Genomic DNA, 20,359 nt, shown 5'->3' on the forward strand with positions numbered 1-20,359 from the left:
AGATTACCGTAGCTTAATTAATTAAGCTAGCCAGTTCATCTCTTTTAGTCTGAGGAATCACAGACCAATGAGTACCATTTATCGCACCTTCAAGAGCCCATAAAAGCTCTAAACCTACGGTACTTGAATGGGTTCTCTGAATGGCCTTGAAAGCCTCAACCGAACCATGATCCTGAAGTTCAACCACTGATTCAATGCCTGCTTTTTTGAGCATGCGCTCAGTGGCAAGGCGAAGATTCGGAAGGTCTTTCAGGCGATTAGGTTTCGCTTCGGATTGTTGCTCTTTCTCAGTTTTCGCGAACTCGAGTGCCTGTTTAGCGTGATCGAGAATACCTTCTTGATCTTGCCAACAGTCTTCAGGTAACGCGAAGTACTTAGTAACAACGGGAAATCCACGCTTTTTATAAACATAAGGCTTGTAACCCAGTTTTTTGAAGGTGGATACGGTCTGACGGTTAGTTCTGATATGTAATTTGTTATTCACTGCTAAGGCAAACATCGTATCATCTACGAAGATGCCAAATCCCCCAAACATGGAGCGAGACTTTACTCTTCCAAGCTGAGCGAATAATTGCATTGAATTTTTTAGTATAGGATTATCCATGCTTTATTCTTTTCTCGGTGTTATTGATTGTGTCACCAGAATCAGGTCCGAGAGTATAGCAATCAGGTGTCAGAGCTCTGTTAGGCATATGCCATAACTGAGTCTTCTCCCCTTGCCATCGGCAACCCCGCTACCTATCAATTAAAAATTGGTTTAGGCCGGAGGCTTTGCGTCCCACCCTTTCAGATGGTTTGCCCTGTGCGTGACTTCATTAGAATAAATGAAAACGACATAAGCCTATGATTACTCAGTGGCAAAAATGTGACATTGGTTCAAATAATGGTAGGTTATTTGTGCTTGAGGGTGCGTAAAAAACTAACAATCGAGAGAAGAAAACTTGAATGAAGTTCAAAAAAAAGTGCCTAGAAAGGCACTTTTGTCAGCGTTATGTAAGGCTTTTGACAGAGTCTCGTTCAACAATCTCTGGGTGCATTTCGAAAATGCGCTTTTCATGACCTTTATCTTTGATTCGTTCTAATAGAATCTCAAACGCGTTTTTGCCCACACGTCGTTTAGGTTGGTGAACCGTCGTTAGTGGTGGCGAGAAGTACTCAGCCAGCTCAATATTATCGTATCCAATGACAGAGATGTCCTCAGGTACGCGCACACCCAGTTGCTGCAGGCGACTCATCAGGCCAAACGCCATGGTGTCGTTGAAACAGAAGATAGCGGTAGGTCGGTCTTCCATTGCAGCAATACGATTAGCTGCGATAACCGCTGTATCGCATTCGAAGTTGCCTTCAAGAATACGATCGTCTTTCATCTCGATACCTGCTTCTGCAAGGGCACGTTTGTAACCGATGATACGCTCTTGGCACACAGCTTTTTCTAAGTGACCGCTTAGACAAGCAATATCCGTGTGACCTTTTTCGATCAGGAATTTCGTTGCGAGATAACCGCCTTCTTCAGAGTTATCGATGATCTTGTCCGCTTGTGAGCTTTCTGGGCCCCAGTCCATGATAACTTTAGGAATGTCGGCGTGACGATCAAGCATCTCTAGCAGCTCTTCGGTAAGATCAGAGCACATCACGAGGATGCCATCCACGCGTTTCTCTGCCAGCATGCGAATGTAATCGCGTTGCTTTTCATACACGCCACCAGTGTTACATAGGATCAGCGTGTAGCCTTGGCGGTAGCAGTAGCTCTCAACACCATCGATAACCTCTGAAAAGAACAGGTTAGTTGACTGAGTCACTAACATACCGATGGTTTTTGTTGAGTTGCATTTTAAGCTACGTGCAACGGCGCTTGGTGCGTAGTTGAGTTCGTCGACCGCCGCCATCACTTTTTCTTGAGTTGCTTCAGCAACAAAGCGAGTCTTATTAATAACGTGGGATACTGTGGTCGTTGAAACGCCTGCAAGGCGGGCGACATCTTTAATAGTTGCCATAGTGATATCCTATTAGTCGCGGCTTGATAATTAACGTTGGTACCGCTTCAAGTATAGTGGTCTTTGCAAACATATAACGCTATGTTGTTGTAAACATAGTATTTGGCTGCGAAAACCGAAAGTTGCATGCAAGCCACGGCGAAAAAAGCTCAGAGCGTAGATTTCAACAGGTGTTTTTGGACACAAGTCCGCGTTGAATGCCAAGGGCATTTGCATTTAAACGGCGGATTGTAGACTTAGGTTTGAGCGCTGGCAATGACTTATCCAATAAATTTATAACTAAAGCGCAAATTAATTCTCACAGATGTGATGCAAGTGATTTGCGCTTTAGGTTGGCTAGTCTTGCTCACCCTCTAGGTAGGTGTAGTCAAGTTGGCAGAATGCTTCGAGTAGTTTAGCGGCAGCGGCATAAAACCCAAACTCGTCGTTAGTTTGGCATTTCGCAACAAACTGAGGTAGCCATGTCATCAAGTAGTTCTTGATGAACTCTGCTTGCTCGTGCAGCGCATCGTTCATATGTGCCTCCGCTTCAAGCTCATTGGAGCGAATGATTAAGTTGCCTAGGAAATCTAGCTCGATCGCGAGGTGATCCGCTGGCTCATTTAAGTCCTTATTCACCGCTACATTGTGCTTAGCTAAAAGATCTGCCATATCTTGTGCAGGTTGATCATTTAAAAGACCAGACTTACCAATATACATAGAGGCATAAGGCAGTGCGCCGTGCTTGTCCGACTTTAAAAAGAGATCGCAAAAATCGGCAGAAAGCTCTAATTGGGCGTCTTCTCTGACTTGAAGGCGGTTCAAGGACTCTGTAAAGACCTGAATGGGTTCTTTTAGGGAAGGGTTTTCTCCTAAGCCAGATAAGAAAGAGCGAATTTCAGGGCTGTGGTATTTGTTGAGTTCATCATCAGTGAGCTCCGCAGCGAATAGGCTTGAAAGCCACCAATAGATTTCTGCGCGTTGCTCATTAAATGCTTTGATTTCTTGCATTTGAATAATCTCCAAAAATGATAACTCTATTTTAGCCAATAAAGATGAATAGCAATAACTTGTTGTGTGAAAAATTGAGTTAACTTATGAAAAAATAAGACAAAAATTAATTGCTTTAAGGGTAAGTTGACTCGAGTATTCGTTGCATATGAGACGCAATCGTTTTGGTTGTTTTGAATCAAAAAATAGTAAGGTTTCCATGCCTATGAGGGGATGTAGACTAGAATTGTGAATGTTTATGAATAGAATGTCCCTGTCATGACAAGATTGAGAAACCACAGATGAAATATCACGTTTTGGTTGTAGAAGATGACGTAGTCACTCGCAGTAAGCTGGCTGGCTACTTCGAAAATGAAGGCTACTTGGTTAGCGAAGCTGAAGATGGTCAGACGATGCGTCAGGTGCTGGAAGAATCCAGTATCGATCTCGTTATGTTAGATATTAACCTCCCTGGTGAAGATGGTTTGATGCTGACAAGAGAGTTAAGAAGTCAGTCAGACATTGGAATCATTTTGGTGACCGGTCGCACCGATAGTATTGACCGTATTGTTGGCCTTGAGATGGGTGCAGACGACTATGTCACTAAGCCGTTTGAGCTACGCGAACTGTTAGTGCGAGTAAAAAACCTATTGTGGCGTATTTCACTAGCGCGCAAACAGCCAGTACTTGAAGAGTCAGTGCAAAACGAGCATGTGGTTCACTTTGGTGAATGGACGTTCGATAAGCAGCGTCGTTCACTGACGAATAATGGCGACCCTGTAAAACTGACCAAGGCTGAATATGAATTGTTAGTTGCACTCTCAACGTATCCAAATCAAGTTCTGAGCCGTGAGCGTATCCTCAATATGATCAGTCATCGAGTTGATGCGCCAAACGATAGAACCATTGATGTTCTTATCCGTCGCATGCGTGCCAAGATGGAATCCGATCCAAAGAATCCACAGATATTTATCACTGTCCATGGCGAGGGCTACATGTTTGCTGGTGATTAAAGTCGGCTAGCGTGTAGTGATAGAAAATGCTCCAGTTGTCTCTTTGATAGCTGGAGCTTTTTTATGGGAGCAATGTAGAGATACCTGGTCGTTGTATATGCAACTTGTAACTATTTTTGTTAACTGACTCGCGTGAGAAGTCGGTGCTTTCTGAGTCGGAAAAAGACTCTATAAACCTGAGCTAGTTTGATAGTGGCGTCGTTTCCGTTGAACTGCTTCGATTGGGCAGCATTGATTGGCAACGACATTCTTTGGTTCAACAAAAGGATTTTCCATGACCAAGCTACAATTAGGCTCTATTCCAATATTTAAACGGTCAGTGAATTTGTCGCTGATGCTTACCTCGAGTTTACTGTTTTCTGCACCAAGCTTGGCAGTACAGTGTGACAGTTTGCCTATTTGGGACGACGGCACAAGCTACAACGGTGGCGCTCAAGTTCAATGGCAATCATCGGCGTACCAAGCGAACTGGTGGAACCTTAACGCTAACCCTGTTAACCACTCCAAACCTTATCAAGAATGGTCACTAATAGGGGCCTGTGATGCTGGTGGCACAAACGCTGCTCCCTCAGTGACGATTACTTCTCCAGCCTCCAACGCACAGTTAGCCTCAGGAAACCAAGTTACCTTCTCTGCATTGGCTGAAGACAGTGATGGGGAAGTTCGAGAGGTGATATTTGAGCTGCAAGGGGCGCAACTGGCAGTGTTGTCGAGCGCTCCTTACCAAGTAACTTGGTTGACGGAAAGTGGCAATTATGAGCTGGTAGTCACAGCCATTGATGATAAAGGTGCGTCTACACAATCGGCTCAGACATTCTCAGTCGTAGACGCATCTAATCAACCACCTGTTGTTACCTTTACCAGTTCGAAGACTCAAGTTTCGGTAGGAGATAGTGTCCAGTTTACCGCAGAGCCCTCAGACTCGGATGGCACCATTAGCAAGGTTGAATTTAGAGTCAATGGTGCACTAGAAAAGTCTGTGACTGTCGCTCCTTGGGTCATGGATTGGATATCAACTGCCGAGGGCAGCTATACGATACAAGCCGTTGCGACAGACGATAAAGGCGCGACGTCCCAGTCGCAAGTTATCACGGTTGAAGCCATAGCGTCGGCAGGAGGTAAGTGCTCAGGTGCGACAACCTATATCGCTGGCAGTAGCTACGCAACCGGGCAGAATGTGGTCAACAATGGCGAGCTCTATCAATGTCTTGTTGGCGGCTGGTGTTCATCTGACTCGGCATGGGCTTATGAGCCTGGCGTTGGACAGTACTGGCAAGATGCCTGGAGTGGACAGGGTGCCTGTGCGACAGCACCAAATATTGAACTTATTTCGCCGGTAGAAGGCGAAACGGTTCTGCTAGGAAGTGATGTCACTATCCTTGCGAATATTGAGGATCTAGATGGAACAGTTGCCGATGCTGAGGCATTCGTGAATGGTACGTCAATAGGCTTAGTGACGGCATCACCTTATCAATGGACGTGGAATGCAGTGGGACAGGCCTCTGTAGATTTAAAGGTCATTGCTACTGACAATGAAGGTAACAGCAATCAATTAAACACAACGGTATCAGTGACTGATCAACCTATGGTCGCTGCAATTACCTCTCCTTCCTCTGGCGATGTCGTCGCGATTGGCAAAGCTGTGACTGTGAATGCGAATGTCAGCTCCCTGCAGAGTGAGGTGGCTAAGGTTGAACTCTACGCTAATGGTCTTTTGGTCAACGGTGACACCACGGCGCCGTATCAGTTCTCTTGGACGCCAACTACCATAGGGAACTATCAATTGAGTGTCATCAGCACGGATCTGCAAGGGAATACGGTGACGTCTGCTAGCGTTGGCGTGTCGGCAAAATCTGTAGTCCAACCGAAACATAAGCTCATCGGCTACTGGCACAACTTTGTCAATGGTGCGGGCTGTCCAATCCCACTTAACCAAATGTCGAAAGACTGGGACATTATCGACATTGCTTTTGCTGACAATGATCGTAACAGTAATGGTACGGTGCATTTTAATCTCTACAATGGTGACATCTACTCGAGCTGTGCTCCGATAGATCCCGTTCAGTTCAAACAAGACATCAAAGACTTACAAGCGGAAGGTAAGATTATCGTTCTGTCGCTTGGTGGCGCTGAAGGCACGATCACACTGAACACAGACACGGATGAAACAGCGTTTGTTTCGAGCTTGTCCGAGATCATCAATGAGTGGGGGTTTGATGGATTGGATGTTGATTACGAAAGCGGCTCAAATCTCGTCCACGGCAGTCAAATCCAAGCGCGCTTGCCACGTGCACTAAAAGCAATCGAAGCGAATACGGGCGGCGACATGTACCTTACCATGGCACCGGAACATCCGTATGTGCAAGGCGGAATGGTCGCTTACTCAGGCATTTGGGGCGCTTACATTCCCCTTATCGATCAATTACGCGATACCTTAGATCTTTTGCATGTGCAGTTATACAACAATGGTGGGCTGGCCAATCCTTATACGACGGGCGCTGCGCCAGAGGGTTCTGTGGATATGATGGTGGCGGCATCACGTATGCTTACTGAGGGATTTGAGTTAGCTGACGGCAGTCGATTTATGCCACTGCGTGATGATCAAGTCGCCATTGGATTACCTTCAGGTCCAAGCTCAGCGAACTCGGGGCAGGCTCCGATTGCTAACATCGAAGACGCATTGGATTGTATGATCTCCCTAAGTCGTTGTGGCTCTATCGTACCTACTCAAGCATCACCAAAGTTTGGTGGAGTGATGACATGGTCGATCAATTGGGATCAGCATGATGGCTTTAATTTCTCTGTTCCACTGAAAGCCAAGCTGAATCAGCTAAATGCCAACTAGCCTCAATAGCAAAAGACCTCATCCAATGATGAGGTCTTTTTTAACCGGGTTTGGTTGTCACCTGATGGTTTAGCTGGCACCTGAGATCGTCGAATCTGCTTCAGAGACAGCGGAAGTGTCATCCTGCGTTTCCTGGGGCGCGAGCTGCTGTTCTAACTCATCTTGTTCCAGTTGCGTAGGTTCTACACTTTCAGGATCGAATTCAGATACAGAAAATGTCAAATCACGAATGCTTTCGTTTGCCACCCAATCTCGTAATCTCTGCCAAACTAATCCCATGGTCTCGTGCCAGTAGCGCTCTGTTTGCTCAAGGTAGCGAGCTTGCGGTGCGTAGCGTTGCCAAGCTTGTTCAACATTTTCTTGGGCTAGGAAGTTCGTTGGTGCAGGGTATGGCTTAAGACCTGCTGCTTCAAATTCGTACATAGCGCGTTGCATATGGCTTGCGGAGGTAACCAGCACCATTTTTTTACTTTGCACGAAGGCAGACGCTTGTCTTGCTTCTTCCCACGTGTCTTTAGCAGACTCTAGTAAAATAATATCTGGCTTAGATACGCCCAATGCCAGTGCCACTTTGGCCATTACGCGAGCATGGCTTACGTCTGTTCCGCCCGCATATCCCGATAAAATGAGCTTACTACCTGGATACATGCGCATCACACGAATACCCTCGCTTAGGCGCATGAGAGAAGTACGGGATAGTTCAGAAGTGGGCGGAATATCGTCATCCACAACGTGACCGCCGCCAAGGACCATAACGTAGTCAATGGATTCATTTATGGGTAAGAAGGCACTGTATTGACGCTCTAATGGCATCAACAGGCGACTTGAAAGCGGCTGGAATGCGATAAGAAATGTCCCACACAATGATACGAGAACCATCAGGCTTCCAAACTTACGCCTAGTAGTAAACATAATAAGGAGCAATCCCAAGAAACCTAGGATTAGCATAGCGGGCAAAGGCATTAGTAATGCAGACACCAGCTTTTTCAGCTCAAACATAGAATAATAGTCCGAAAAAACACCACTTAACGCTAAAAAAGGGAGTTGCCCCTTTATTCCTGTCACTTATATGACAGAATAGCTGTACGACTGGTTATCTTAACTCAATAAATCGTGATGCAAGACCGTAATTTCGACGATATCGCCCACAAATTTGCAAAAAATATTTACGGCTCAGAGAAGGGTGAAATCCGCCAAACCATTGTTTGGGAAGATTTAACCCAGGCTCTCGCCGAACTGGATGATACTAAAAAAACACTCAAAGTATTAGATGCAGGTGGTGGATTAGGTCAGGTTTCACAGCGCATCGCTGAGCGTGGACACCATATCACCTTATGTGACCTGTCTTCTGAAATGCTGAAATTAGCTAAAGCAGAGGTTGAAAAAAACGGGTTACTCTCGCAATATCGCTGGATCCACAGTCCAGTGCAAGATATTGCAGAGCATATGGAACAAGAGGTTGACTTGACCTTGTTTCATGCGGTGATGGAGTGGCTGGCTGAACCGAGACCAGCGCTAGAGGCGGTATTACAGCAAGTGAAACCTGGCGGTATCGCTTCTGTCATGTTTTACAATCATCATGGATTGGTATTTAAGAACGTCATTTGTGGCAACATTCCTCACGTGTTAGATGGGATGCCACATAGAAAAAGATTCAAGCTCCAGCCCCAGAAAGGGTTGAAGCCAGAGGACGTGTATCAGTGGATTGAAGAAGCCGGGTTTGAAATATGTGGCAAATCTGGCATTCGTTCTTTCAGTGATTACATTGGCAATATGCAATACATGGGAGATTACACAGCGGAGGATGTTCTGAAACTTGAACAACAGCTGTGTCGCCAAGAGCCTTATCTCTCCATGGGTCGATACATACATGTATGGGCTAGGAAAAAACAATAACAGGAAAGACCATGAGTGATAACACTCTAAATGCTGATGACCGACCAATAGACGAGCTAGTCGGATGGGTCAAACAGCATGATTTTGCGTTGAATCTTTCCACTGAACGGTTGGCATTTCTCATCTCCATCGCGGTGCTGAGTAATGAAAGATTTGATGAAGAGCTGGGCGAGGGCGAGTTGCATGATGCATTTAAGATCGTCACCGGGCAGTTTGAGCAAACGGGCGAAGCCACCGCGTTTCGTGCGAACAATGCGATTAATGAACTGGTCAAGCAGCGCTTATTGAGCCGTTTTACCAGTGAAGTCAACGATGGGGCGAGTATTTACAGGCTCAGCCCTCTTGCCATCGGTATCACCGATTACTACGTCAGACATCGCGAATTCTCTAAACTACGACTCTCTATCCAGCTTTCAATGGTGGCAGGCGAGATGGCAAAAGCTATCGAAGCTGCGCAAGAAGGCGGGACCGTTGCCCATTGGCGCAAGAACGTATTTGGCGTGTTGAAATATTCCGTTGGTGAGATTTTCGACCAGATCGACCTTAACCAGCGCGTAATGGATGAGCAGCAGCAGTCCGTGAAACTTCAGATCGCTGAGCTGCTTAACAAAGATTGGCGCGATGCGATCAATAACTGTGAGACTTTGCTTTCAGAAACCTCAGCAACGCTTCGAGAGCTGCAAGATACTTTGCAAGCAGCGGGCGATGAGCTGCAAACCCAGATCTTAGACATCCAAGAAATTGTTTATGGTGATGATGAGCTTGAGTTTGTCGGTGAAGCCTTGTTTGGTTTACAGATGAAATTGGACCGCATCATTAGTTGGGGCCAACAAGCGATTGATTTGTGGATCGGTTATGACCGCCACGTGCACAAGTTTATCCGTACTGCGATTGATATGGACCAAAACCGCGCCTTCAGCCAAAGGTTGCGCCAATCGGTCACAGACTATTTTGACTCTCCTTGGTATCTCACGTATGCCGATGCTGAGAAACTCACCGACCTTCGTGATGAAGCCCTAGTGCTTCGCAACGATGAGGTAACCGGTGCCGTGCCACTTGAAGTGGAATACGAAGAATTTGAACAAGTTAATGATGAGCTCGCTGAGCGAATTGGGGACATGCTGAAAGGTCATAAAGAACAAGGCGCTCCAATCGATCTTGGCTTGGTGCTGCGCGATTACCTCGCGTCACACCCACATACTCATCATTTCGATCTCGCAAGAATCGTTGTAGACCAAGCTGTGAGACTGGGTTACTCCCAGTCCGATTACTCGGCTATTCAGCCAGACTGGCAAGCTATCAACGATTTTGGCGCAAAGGTACAAGCAAATGTCATCGACAAATATTGACGAATACATGCCAGAGAAACTGGCAAAAGCGATCACCAACCCGCTATTCCCTGCATTGGATAGTGCACTGCGCGCGGGTCGACACATTTCATCTGAAGACCTCGATAATCACGCACTACTTTGTGATTTTGAGGTTGAACTGGCCAGTTTCTATCAGCGCTACAACACCGAGTTGGTGAAAGCACCGGAAGGCTTTTTCTATCTACGTCCACGCTCGACGACATTAATTGGTCGTAGCGTGCTGTCAGAGCTCGACATGCTAGTGGGTAAGGTGCTGTGTTTCCTATACCTAAGCCCAGAGCGTCTTGCCCATGAAGGTATCTTTACTAACCAAGAGCTTTATGAAGAGATCCTCGCGCTTGCGGACGAAAAGAAGCTGATGCGCCTTGTGACAAACCGTGCAACGGGTTCTGATCTAGACAAAGAGAAGCTGTTTGAAAAAGTACGTACTTCACTGCGTCGCTTGCGCCGTTTAGGTATGACCATTTCCATTGGTGATACCGACAAATTCCGCATCAGCGAAGCGGTATTCCGCTTTGGTGCTGACGTACGCGTGGGTGACGATATGCGTGATGCGCAGCTTCGTCTCATCCGTGATGGTGAAGCAGTGGTACACACACAAGCCCCATCGCAAGGCAGCTTGATCCCAAGCGATGAAAGCAGCGACTCAAATGACAACGACACCGAGCACAATCAACAGGAGGCTGACGCATGATTGAAAGAGGTAAGTATCAATCGATGACGATGGTCAACTGGAACGGCTTCTTTGCACGTACTTTTGATATCGACACGCTCGTCACCACGCTTTCTGGTGGTAATGGTGCGGGTAAATCTACCACCATGGCATCGTTCATTACAGCGCTGATTCCAGATCAAAGCCTGCTGCACTTTAGAAACACTACTGAAGCGGGTAGCTCTCAAGCATCTCGCGACAAAGGCTTGTACGGTAAGCTTCAGCCAGGTACCTGTTACTCTGCGCTGGATGTGGTGAACTCACGTAACCAACGCGTTCTGTTTGTGGTCAAGCTACAACAAGTAGCGGGTCGTGATAAGAAAGTGGACATCAAGCCATTTATCATTCAAGGCTTACCAAGCAGCGTAAAACCAACTGATATTTTGATCGAAGCCGTATCGGATAACCATGCACGCGTACGTCAAATCAATGAAGTAAAAGAGTCGGTCAGCGCAATGGAAGGCGTCCATTTTAAAGCCTTCAACTCGATCGTTGATTATCATGCGCAGATGTTCGAGTTTGGCGTATTGCCGAAGAAGCTGCGTAACAGCAGCGATCGCTCTAAGTTCTATCGCCTGATTGAAGCGTCGCTTTACGGTGGTATCTCGAGCGCGATTACTCGTTCACTTCGTGACTATCTTCTGCCACAGAATGGTGGTGTAAAGAAAGCGTTCCAAGACATGGAATCTGCGCTACGCGAAAACCGCCTAACGCTAGAAGCTATCAAAACCACCCAAGCAGACCGTGACCTATTTAAGCACTTGATCACCGAGTCGACCAATTATGTAGCCGCGGACTACATGCGCCATGCTAACGAACGCCGCAACAAGCTTGAAACAACGATGAAGCTTCGTGGCGAGCTGTTTGGTTCTCGTCAAACACTTATCGCGCAAAACGAACTGCTTAACAAAGTTCAGCAAGAACTGACGCTGTTGGTTGAGAATGAATCAGGTCTAGAGCAAGACCATCAAGCGGCACAAGACCACTTATTATTGGTACAAAACGCGCTGCGTCAGCAAGAAAAGATTGAACGCTACCAAGAAGACCTTGAAGAGCTAAACGAGCGTCTTGAAGAGCAGATGATGGTTGTGGAAGAAGCGAGTGAGCGTAAGCTTGCCGCTGAAGAGCAAGCGACATTCGCGGAAGAAGAGGTGGATAGCCTCAAGACTCAGTTGGCTGATTACCAGCAAGCTCTGGATGTTCAGCAGACGCGTGCACTGCAATATCAACAAGCGGTACAAGCCCTTGAGAAAGCGCGTAACTTGCTTGAAAACGAATCATTGAATCAAGATGGCGCGGCAGAAATGCTGAGCCAACTAAAATCGCAAGAATCACAAAGCACAACCGAACTTCTTGAGCTGAAACACCGCCTTGATATGTCATCGGCCGCGGCGCAGCAGTTTGAGCAAGCGTTATCGTTGGTCAAGCAGATTGCCGGTGATGTTGCGCGCAGTGAAGCGAGCCAAGTAGCGAAAGCGGCAATCAAGCAAGCGGACGAGCATCGTCAGCTACTGAAAAACGAATCTCAGCTTCGCGCTCAGTATCGTGAGCTCGAGAAAAACATTGAGCGTCAACAGCAAGCGCAGAAATTGGCAAGTGAGCTTAGTGATGCCGGTATCCGTGTGGATAGCGAAGCAGATCTTGAAATAGAAGCGGAGAGCCAACGTGAACGCGTCCTTGAGTGCGAGCAGCAGCTTGAAGCTCTTCGTGAGGCATCTGGCGAAATCAAGCAGCGCGAACAAGAGTTTGTGTCTGAGATCAGTAAGCTAGAGAGCTACGCGCCGAAGTGGATCAAATCTTTTAATGCACTCGAAGATCTTCGTGAACAAAGTGGCATGGAGCTGGTGGATCGCGCGGATGTGATCAGTTCAATGCAAGCGACGAACGATAATGAGCGTAAGACCTCTTTCGAACGCGACTCGCTGGCGAAGCGCCGTGAAGAACTCGAGCTAGAGATTGAGCGTTTAGCCTCTCCTGGTGGTTCAAACGACCCACGCTTAAAAGGTCTTGCCGATACGCTTGGCGGCGTTCTGCTGTCTGAAATTTATGACGATATCACCATCGATGATGCGCCTTACTTTAGTGCAATGTATGGTCCTGCACGTCATGCTATCGTGGTATCAAACCTAGACGGCATCAAAGAAAAGCTGGTTGAGCTGGATGATTGTCCAGAAGATCTTTACATCATTGAAGGCGACATCGATGCCTTTGATGACAGCTCATTCGATGCCGACGAGCTTGATGGCGCGGTCTGCGTTCAGCTTAATGAACGTCAATTGCGCTACTCACGCTTCCCTAAGATCCCTCTGTTTGGTCGCGCAGCACGCGAACAGCGTTTAGAGCTGCTTCGTGAACAGCGTGAAGAAACGGTAGAAAAACATGCGAAAGCGGCGTTTGATGCACAAAAACTGCAGCGCCTGTACCAAGCGTTCAACGCGTTCGCAGCAGAGCACATGCAGTTGGCGTTTGAAGCCGACCCTGAAGTGGAGCTGGCGCGTTTACGCGAGCTTCGCAGCCAGGTAGCGCGTGAGCTAAATGACAACAAACAGCGTGAGCAACAAGCGAGTGCGCAGTTGTCGACATCTAAGCAGTGCGTGACTTTACTGGATCGTCTATCGATTAGCGCTAACGTACTATTTGATGAGACTCTAGCTGAGCGCCATCAAGAGCTTCAATCTCAAATTGAAGATCTCAACGGTGCTAAGAGCTACATTCAGCAGCACGGCGTGGCGGCAGAAAAACTGGCTGCGGTAGTCAATGTTCTAGACAGCGATCCAGAGCAATTTGATGCACTGACGAGCCAATACAAAAATGCCGATAAAGCACTGCAAACACTCAAAGCACAGATCTTTGCTGTTGCGGATCTAGCTGAGCGTCGTCCTTACTTTGCCTATGCTGATTCAATGGACATGCTTAACCAAAGCAGTGAGTTGAGCGAGCAGCTAAAAGCGAAATTGGTGCAAGCGGAAGCAACGCGCGCACGTCTTCGTGAAGGACTTAAGCAGGTTCAAGAGCAAGCCAACCAGTACAACCAAGTATTGGCGTCACTTAAGAGCTCGCATCAAGCTAAGCTAGAGACAGTTCAAGAGTTCAAGGCCGAGCTTCAAGAGTACGGCATTGTCCCTGATGAATCAGCACTTGAGCGTGCAGAAAAGCGTCGTGATGAGCTGCACTTAGCACTGCAAACCTCTCGCACTCGCAAGTCTGAATATGAGAAGACGATGACGTCGACAGAGCTTGAGATGAAAGGTCTGGCTAAGCGTCTTAAGAAGGTTCAGAAAGAATACATTGAGCTGCGCACCTATGTGGTTGCCGCGAAAGCGGGGTGGTGTAGCGTACTTCGTCTAGCGAAAGCGAACGATGTTGAACGTCGCCTTCATAAACGCGAACTAGCATACATGAGCGCGGGTGAGCTTCGCTCTATGTCGGATAAGTCTTTGGGTGCATTGCGTCTTGCTGTGGCGGATAATGAAGATCTTCGCGATTCACTGCGTCAGTCAGAAGATACCTCGAAGCCAGAGCGTAAGGTTCTGTTCTACATCGCTGTTTACCAGCATCTTCGTGAGCGTATCCGTCAAGACATCATCCGTACGGACGATCCGGTCGAAGCGATTGAAGAGATGGAAGTGGAGCTCGCACGCCTAACCGAAGAGCTCACTCAACGTGAAAATCGTCTTGCGATCAGCTCAGAGTCGGTGTCGAGCATCATCAAGAAGACGATTCAGCGTGAGCAAAACCGTATTCGTATGCTTAACCAAGGCTTGTCGAATATTCACTTTGGTCAGGTTAAGGGCGTTCGTCTGAATGTGAAGATCCGTGAAAGTCATGAGCAGTTGCTGGTGGCGCTAACGGGTGAGCATAAAGATTTGTTTGAGACTTCGCGTTATACCTTCTCGGAAGCGATGGCTAAGTTATTCCAACGCGTCAACCCGCATATCGATATGGGTCAGCGCTCGCCACAAGTATTGGGCGAAGAGCTGCTTGATTATCGTAACTACCTAGAGCTAAGCGTTGAAGTAAACCGTGGCTCTGACGGTTGGCTGCAAGCGGAATCTGGCGCGCTATCGACAGGTGAAGCGATCGGTACTGGTCAGTCAATTCTATTGATGGTAGTACAGAGCTGGGAAGAAGAGTCGCGCCGCCTGCGAAGCAAAGACATTCTGCCATGTCGTCTACTGTTCCTCGATGAGGCTGCGCGTCTGGATGCCAAGTCGATCGCGACCTTATTCGAGCTATGTGACCGCCAGGGTATGCAGTTATTGATTGCGGCACCTGAGAATATCAGCCCAGAAAAAGGCACCACCTATAAGCTTGTGCGTAAGGTATTTAAAGACCATGAACATGTACACGTGGTTGGTTTGCGAGGCTTTGGAGAGAACAAGCGATTGGAAGAAGCTGAGCAGCTCGTCGAACAAGCAACGGTCTAGTTCTCAAATTCTTAATCATTAAGCAAAATCCGATATTGGTTTCCAATATCGGATTTTTTGATTCTGTAGTACTCAACTACTTTTTAATCTGAAACTTGTCTGCGAGTCAGACCCACCCCATATTTAAAGGGTAATCAGAATAACTTATCGTGCTGTGAGGAGCATTCATGAAAGGTATCATCTCAATCCAGTCTCATGTCGTATACGGACATGCAGGCAACAGTTCGGCCGTTTTCCCAATGCAACGAATGGGGTTTGAGGTTTGGCCTATTCACACGGTTCAATTCTCGAACCATACACAGTATCAGCAAGGCTGGAAAGGTAAGGCTTTTTCAGCAGATGACATATCTGAGCTTATCTCAGGCATCGCCAATATCGAGCAGCTTAAAAACTGCCAAGCGCTACTGTCGGGTTATCAGGGAAGCGCGGATCAATGTCTTGCAGTTCTTGATGCGGTGCGCCAAGTCAAAACTCAAAATCCTGACGCGATCTACGTGTGTGACCCCGTTATGGGCGACCCAGAGAAAGGTTGCATCGTCCCTCAGGGGACGACCGAATATTTGGTCAATGATGTAATGCCAAGCGCGGATGTGATTGTACCTAATCAATTCGAGTTGGCTCAGTTTACCAATATGGAAATCACAGACTTAGAAAGTGCCGTAGTGGCCTGCAAAAAGGCTTTGTCACGTGGACCGAAAATGGTGTTGGTAAAACATCTACATAGTGTTTCTGATGACAAATTTACCATGATGCTGGCAACAAAATCGGGATGCTTTATTGCCCAGCGTCCTCATCTTAAGTTTGCTAAGCAGCCAGTTGGAGTAGGGGATCTGATTTCTGCGCTATTCACTGCAGGACTTTTAAAAGGTTGGTCACCTGAGCAAGCATTTGAGCATGCCAATAATGCTAGCTATGCCGTACTTAAGGAAACACAGCGAAGAGATGAGTGGGAGCTGCAAACCATAGCGGCGCAGAACGAGTTGGTGGAGCCAACAGAGCGTTTTCCCATTGTAGGGGTGTGAATTCCGGCGTTGTTGTTGAGCACTCAAAGCTGAGTTTCTCATGAATTTCAACCTGTTCTTCTACACGAAGGACAACAATATCGTCATCCCCTTGAAAAAGGGGATCTTTTACAGCGCACTGTGCACTAGAATTACGCGACAAGTCACATGTTTTTAGTTTTTCACACGCTGTGAAAGATCCTCACTTTCGTGAGGATGACGCTATTTGTAGTGGGGGTAACGCGATGCAAAATGATAAGTTGAGAAAGGTTGTTGTGAAAAATTAGCTTTCAATTTTTCTTAAGAGATCACCTTTCACAATCTCAAGTGCCTCTAACGCCACTTTTGGATCGATCTCATTGCTCTCAAGTAAGAAGATCAGATCCACAGCGAGTTTGATTTCCTCTGGCGCACTGTCTAAGCCTGTTTCATTCGACATTAGATAAATTTCATCCTTTGATTGATCTTGTATTGAATCTGGTTCATTGCGCTGCGGCAGCGCTGCAGCCTTTGTTCGGTCTCGATAAGTGATTGCTCGTCGTGTTGATTTTGTTCTTTGTCTCGAACCAGCTTACAGAGTTTTTGTTCCCAGACTTTATGCTGAGCAAGCGATGCTTTCAATTCTGCCAATGATTGCTGCTCGATACTATCTGCTTCACGGTTAGGCACCTTCGCGAGAACTCTTTCTAGCGCTTCGAGCTGACATGAAAACCTTTCGACCAGAGCCTCTGATGTGCTTTGACTACATGAATTCTGACTTAAAGTAACGATCTTATTGAGTAGTGATTCGGCTTCGATAACGCAAGGCAGAGTCAAAAAGCCGCTTGATTGAAAGAGGTGTTCATCAAATTGTCTGACTTTTGTCTGCCGACTAGAAGCATCAAAGGCCTTAGCTGCTTCTTTTAGCGACTGTAATCTTAACTTGAGTTGATTTAGCTTCATTGATAGCGGGTTTCCCGTTGGTATTACGGGCTGTTTCTATATTCAAACGATAACGACAGCCAGATTTACAACCAAGCATCGTAAGCAAGCTTGATAGCGAGAATGCTCACGACTGTCACAAATATTGGTCTTATAAATTTAGCACCAAATCGTATTGCGGAGTGTGCGCCTATATAAGCGCCAGCCATAAGACATACACCCATGGTTAAACCAAGTACCCAGTTGATATGACCGAGAATCGCAAACGTCACTAGCGAGGTAAAGTTGCTGGTAAAGTTCATCGCCTTTGACAAGCCGGAGGCGAACAAAATGTTGAGACGATACAGAGCCATTGAGCTAACTGTCCAAAACGCACCGGTACCAGGACCGGCAACACCATCATAGAAACCGAGCGACAAGCCCTGAAGGTACTGTTTACGATTAAACTTGGGGCAGCCAACGTTGACCTTACTGCTCTCGCCTTGAGGAGCGCGATGAAAAACGGTGTAAAGTGCCGCCGCTAAGATTACAAGGGGAAGAACTTTTTCAAGCCACTCGGTACTAATCATGTCAACAACGACGGTCCCAAGCGTGGCACCAAACAGAGTAGCGACAAAAGCTCGACGCCAACATTCTGGTTTAAAGAGTCTTTTACGGTAATAGGTGAACGCTGCAGTCGACGAAGCGAAGGTTGCAGCGAGTTTATTGGTTCCTAATGCGATATGTGGAGGAAGACCCAATGACAATAGGGCAGGCACAGTCAGCATACCACCACCGCCAGCAACGGCATCAATAAAGCCAGCAGCAAAGGCGACGATAGCCAAAATAACCAACATACTTGGTTCGATAAATTCCATCGAGACGAATGACCCTTAGTATTCTATTTTTCTTTTAAATGGGGGTAGGGAATCAAGCAAAGATTTGCCATACCTTTTAGTGACGATTCGCCTATCTAGAATATAGAGAGTTCCACAGTCCCTTTCTTTCCTCAGCAAACGGCCCGCCGATTGTATCAGTTTTTTGCTCGCTTCTGGAACTGTAATCTGGAGAAAAGCATTGCCACCTTTACTCTCTATATACTCAGCATGAGCTTGTTCGATCGGTGACGTAGGCACAGCAAAAGGTATCTTAGTGATCACTAAGTTCTCTAGCAGTTCACCGGGTAGATCTAATCCTTCAGAAAAACTGCCTGTCCCAAAAAGAACGCTCGTTTTCCCGCATTGAGTGAGGGTTTTATGTTTATTTAGGATTTCTGAGCGTGATTTTTCGCCTTGAATTTGCAAGTGCCAACCTTTAAGCGCAAATTTTGCTCGCAACTCATCGGCCACTTTATTCATTTGCCAATAAGACGAGAAAAGAATGAGGTTACTTTTACCATCTTCGATAATGCCTGGGATTTTTTCTACAAGCTCCTCGGTAAATTGAGGGGCTTGTGGTTCATTCTTCATTTTGGGCACGATAAGCTCAGCCTGTTCCGCGTAGTTAAACGGGGAAGCTAGCGCCAGGAACTGAACACCGTCTTCGTCCTTTTGGCTGATTCCAGCCTGATGACAGAAGAAAGAGAAAGAGTTGAGAGCGCGCATGGTCGCTGACACCAGCACAGCCCCCACACACCGAGACCAAAGCTGCTGATCTAATTGCCAACCGACCTCAAGTGGCGCCACGCTTACGAGGTGGTCGCCCTCACGCTCTTTACTTTTCTCAATCCAACGCGCAAGTGGTGCACCTTTCTCTTTTTGTGGCTCAGCCATCAAGCGCCATACAGCAGCAAGATTATCAAATCGTTGGATATAAAAGCCGAGCTCTGCCAACGCTGGCTCTGCAAGTTTGGCACCTATCTCTCCATCTTTTAGTCGCTCTGAGATTAGATCCGCGATTTTCGCTGACGCTTGAGCGCCTTTTTGCGAGTATTGCTTGAGCACTTTTGCTTGCTCTTCTAACCAACTAGGAAGCTCGCCGTTCTCGAATCGACAGCTATCTTCTTCAAATGGAAGTCCGCCGCAATAGGTGTTCACTTCGCCCAAAAGCGGTATTAACTGCTGTATTGCATCTTGCAGCTCATTGCGAAAACGGCTAACTCGCTTCTCATCCGCCATTCCTGAAAACTTGCTAGCCGACTGATTGAGTCGCTCTAACCAACTGCCTGCACCTTTGAGAGTGGCTGATGCAGAAGCGTGATCTCTCGCAACATGCGGAAGGTGATGCGCTTCATCGAATATAAAGATGGTGTTTTCGGGCTCTGGAAGGATCACCCCGCCGCCTAAGTCTGCATCTGCCATCACTAAACTATGGTTAGCAATTATCACATCATTTTTATCGAGCTCTGAGCGTGCTTTAGAAAACGGGCAGCCGCGGTGTGCTGGAAGACTGTTATTACAGCTGTGTTTTTCGCTCACAATGGTTTGCCAGATGGCGTCATCGATAGGTTTAGGCCATGAATCTCTATCACCATCCCATTTACCTTGCGCCAGTTTTTCATACATAAGTTGTAGCTGAGCAATGTCAGATGCTTTGGGTTTGGTTTCAAACATCGCCATTTGACCGCCGTCAGCACCACAAGCCACGGCAAGTTTTTCCGCGCAGCAATAACGTTGGCGACCTTTAGCAATGATAAAAGAGAAGTTTTGATCGGTAATCCGTCTGAACAGCGGTAGATCTTTATTAAGCAACTGCTCCTGAAGTGCCACCGTCGCAGTAGAAATGACGACTTTGCGGTTGTTTTGGACCGCGACAGGAATGGTTGCCATTAAATACGAAAGGCTTTTACCGATCCCAGTTCCTGCCTCAGCAACGATCATGCGTGTGGACTTGTGATATTGACCACAGAGTGTTTTAGCGATTTCTGAAACAAGATAGTTCTGAGCTCGCCTAGGAACGAAATTATCTAATTGAGTTTGCAGGTTTTGATAGCTTTGGCGAATGGATTTTTGGATTTTACTGGTCAGCATGATAAGCCCTATGTAGACGAGCGGGGAGTGTACCACACTTCGAGCGGCGAAAAATATGGGCAAGTAGTCTCAAACTTACAGCTGGTATTTAGATCAAAATCACAAAAATCGAGTGAACTTTCACAAGGGGCTATATTTTTTGGTGTCTAAAAAATATAAAACTCCAAAAAATATATGTTGCTAGATTATTATCCTGGTAAATAGTGTTATTGGTCGCATTTTTTGGAGTCTTATATAAGTTGGCGCATCAAAAACGGTGTGTG

At 46.8% G+C, this 20,359-nt stretch carries 15 protein-coding genes and 1 riboswitch; of the genes, 7 read left to right on the top strand and 8 right to left on the bottom strand.

Annotated elements, in window-relative coordinates; translation table 11 throughout:
* Positions 1–13: 13 nt before the first annotated feature.
* From J4N45_RS05780 to torD, 3 genes are all read right to left on the bottom strand, one after another.
* A complete protein-coding gene (locus tag J4N45_RS05780; RefSeq protein WP_128649870.1) occupies positions 14–604 on the bottom strand; it encodes a TfoX/Sxy family DNA transformation protein in 591 nt (196 codons plus the stop codon).
* A 117-nt stretch (positions 605–721) separates the two neighbouring features.
* Positions 722–810: riboswitch (cyclic di-GMP riboswitch) on the bottom strand.
* Between the two features lie 179 nt (positions 811–989).
* Entirely contained in the window at positions 990–1,994 is a 1,005-nt protein-coding gene (gene purR / locus J4N45_RS05785) for an HTH-type transcriptional repressor PurR (protein WP_234494101.1), read from the bottom strand.
* Positions 1,995–2,330: 336 nt separating this feature from the next.
* Entirely contained in the window at positions 2,331–2,984 is a 654-nt protein-coding gene (gene torD, locus J4N45_RS05790; protein ID WP_252014047.1) for a molecular chaperone TorD, read from the bottom strand.
* A 281-nt stretch (positions 2,985–3,265) separates the two neighbouring features.
* Between torD and torR the strand changes: the two genes are divergently transcribed.
* Both torR and J4N45_RS05800 read left to right on the top strand, forming a co-directional pair.
* Positions 3,266–3,976, top strand: a complete 711-nt coding sequence (torR, locus tag J4N45_RS05795; protein ID WP_042474375.1) for a two-component system response regulator TorR — start codon at positions 3,266–3,268, stop codon at positions 3,974–3,976.
* A 274-nt stretch (positions 3,977–4,250) separates the two neighbouring features.
* Positions 4,251–6,821 carry an Ig-like domain-containing protein gene (locus J4N45_RS05800; protein ID WP_252014049.1) on the top strand — a complete coding sequence of 857 codons (2,571 nt, stop codon included), beginning with the start codon at positions 4,251–4,253 and terminating at the stop codon, positions 6,819–6,821.
* A gap of 69 nt (positions 6,822–6,890) precedes the next feature.
* Here J4N45_RS05800 and elyC read toward each other — a convergent pair whose 3' ends face one another.
* Positions 6,891–7,820: an envelope biogenesis factor ElyC gene (gene elyC, locus J4N45_RS05805; RefSeq protein WP_252014051.1), complete on the bottom strand. Its 930-nt coding sequence runs from the start codon at positions 7,818–7,820 to the stop codon at positions 6,891–6,893.
* Positions 7,821–7,934: 114 nt separating this feature from the next.
* Here elyC and cmoM point away from each other — a divergent pair, with 114 nt between their 5' ends.
* The 5 genes from cmoM to pdxY all read left to right on the top strand — a co-directional run bounded on the left by cmoM (position 7,935) and on the right by pdxY (position 16,248).
* The gene (gene cmoM / locus J4N45_RS05810; RefSeq protein WP_234494097.1) at positions 7,935–8,717 is read left to right on the top strand and encodes a tRNA uridine 5-oxyacetic acid(34) methyltransferase CmoM; all 783 of its coding nucleotides are present in this window, start codon (positions 7,935–7,937) and stop codon (positions 8,715–8,717) included.
* Between the two features lie 11 nt (positions 8,718–8,728).
* Positions 8,729–10,066, top strand: a complete 1,338-nt coding sequence (gene mukF, locus J4N45_RS05815) for a chromosome partition protein MukF (RefSeq protein WP_252014052.1) — start codon at positions 8,729–8,731, stop codon at positions 10,064–10,066.
* On the top strand, positions 10,047–10,781 hold the full coding sequence (mukE, locus tag J4N45_RS05820; protein ID WP_252014054.1) for a chromosome partition protein MukE: 735 nt from the start codon (positions 10,047–10,049) through the stop codon (positions 10,779–10,781). The genes mukF and mukE overlap by 20 nt, the downstream gene beginning before the upstream one ends.
* A complete protein-coding gene (gene mukB, locus J4N45_RS05825) occupies positions 10,778–15,226 on the top strand; it encodes a chromosome partition protein MukB (protein WP_252014055.1) in 4,449 nt (1,482 codons plus the stop codon). Before mukE ends, mukB begins: the two co-directional genes overlap by 4 nt.
* Before the next feature lie 167 nt (positions 15,227–15,393).
* The gene (gene pdxY, locus J4N45_RS05830; RefSeq protein WP_252014056.1) at positions 15,394–16,248 is read left to right on the top strand and encodes a pyridoxal kinase PdxY; all 855 of its coding nucleotides are present in this window, start codon (positions 15,394–15,396) and stop codon (positions 16,246–16,248) included.
* A 262-nt stretch (positions 16,249–16,510) separates the two neighbouring features.
* Here the strand turns inward: pdxY and rsmS are convergent, their stop codons facing one another.
* The 4 genes from rsmS to dinG all read right to left on the bottom strand — a co-directional run bounded on the left by rsmS (position 16,511) and on the right by dinG (position 20,096).
* Positions 16,511–16,666, bottom strand: a complete 156-nt coding sequence (rsmS, locus tag J4N45_RS05835; RefSeq protein ID WP_128648515.1) for a pleiotropic regulatory protein RsmS — start codon at positions 16,664–16,666, stop codon at positions 16,511–16,513.
* Positions 16,666–17,169, bottom strand: coding sequence for a primosomal replication protein PriC (gene priC / locus J4N45_RS05840; RefSeq protein WP_252014057.1), 504 nt, complete (start codon positions 17,167–17,169; stop codon positions 16,666–16,668). Before priC ends, rsmS begins: the two co-directional genes overlap by 1 nt.
* A 65-nt stretch (positions 17,170–17,234) precedes the next feature.
* Positions 17,235–18,005, bottom strand: a complete 771-nt coding sequence (locus J4N45_RS05845) for a TSUP family transporter (RefSeq protein WP_042474398.1) — start codon at positions 18,003–18,005, stop codon at positions 17,235–17,237.
* A 15-nt stretch (positions 18,006–18,020) separates the two neighbouring features.
* A complete protein-coding gene (gene dinG / locus J4N45_RS05850) occupies positions 18,021–20,096 on the bottom strand; it encodes an ATP-dependent DNA helicase DinG (RefSeq protein WP_252014058.1) in 2,076 nt (691 codons plus the stop codon).
* Positions 20,097–20,359 lie beyond the last annotated feature (263 nt).

This window comes from Vibrio sp. SCSIO 43140, assembly GCF_023716585.1.
In the GTDB taxonomy this organism is placed as follows: Bacteria; Pseudomonadota; Gammaproteobacteria; order Enterobacterales; family Vibrionaceae; genus Vibrio; species Vibrio maritimus_B.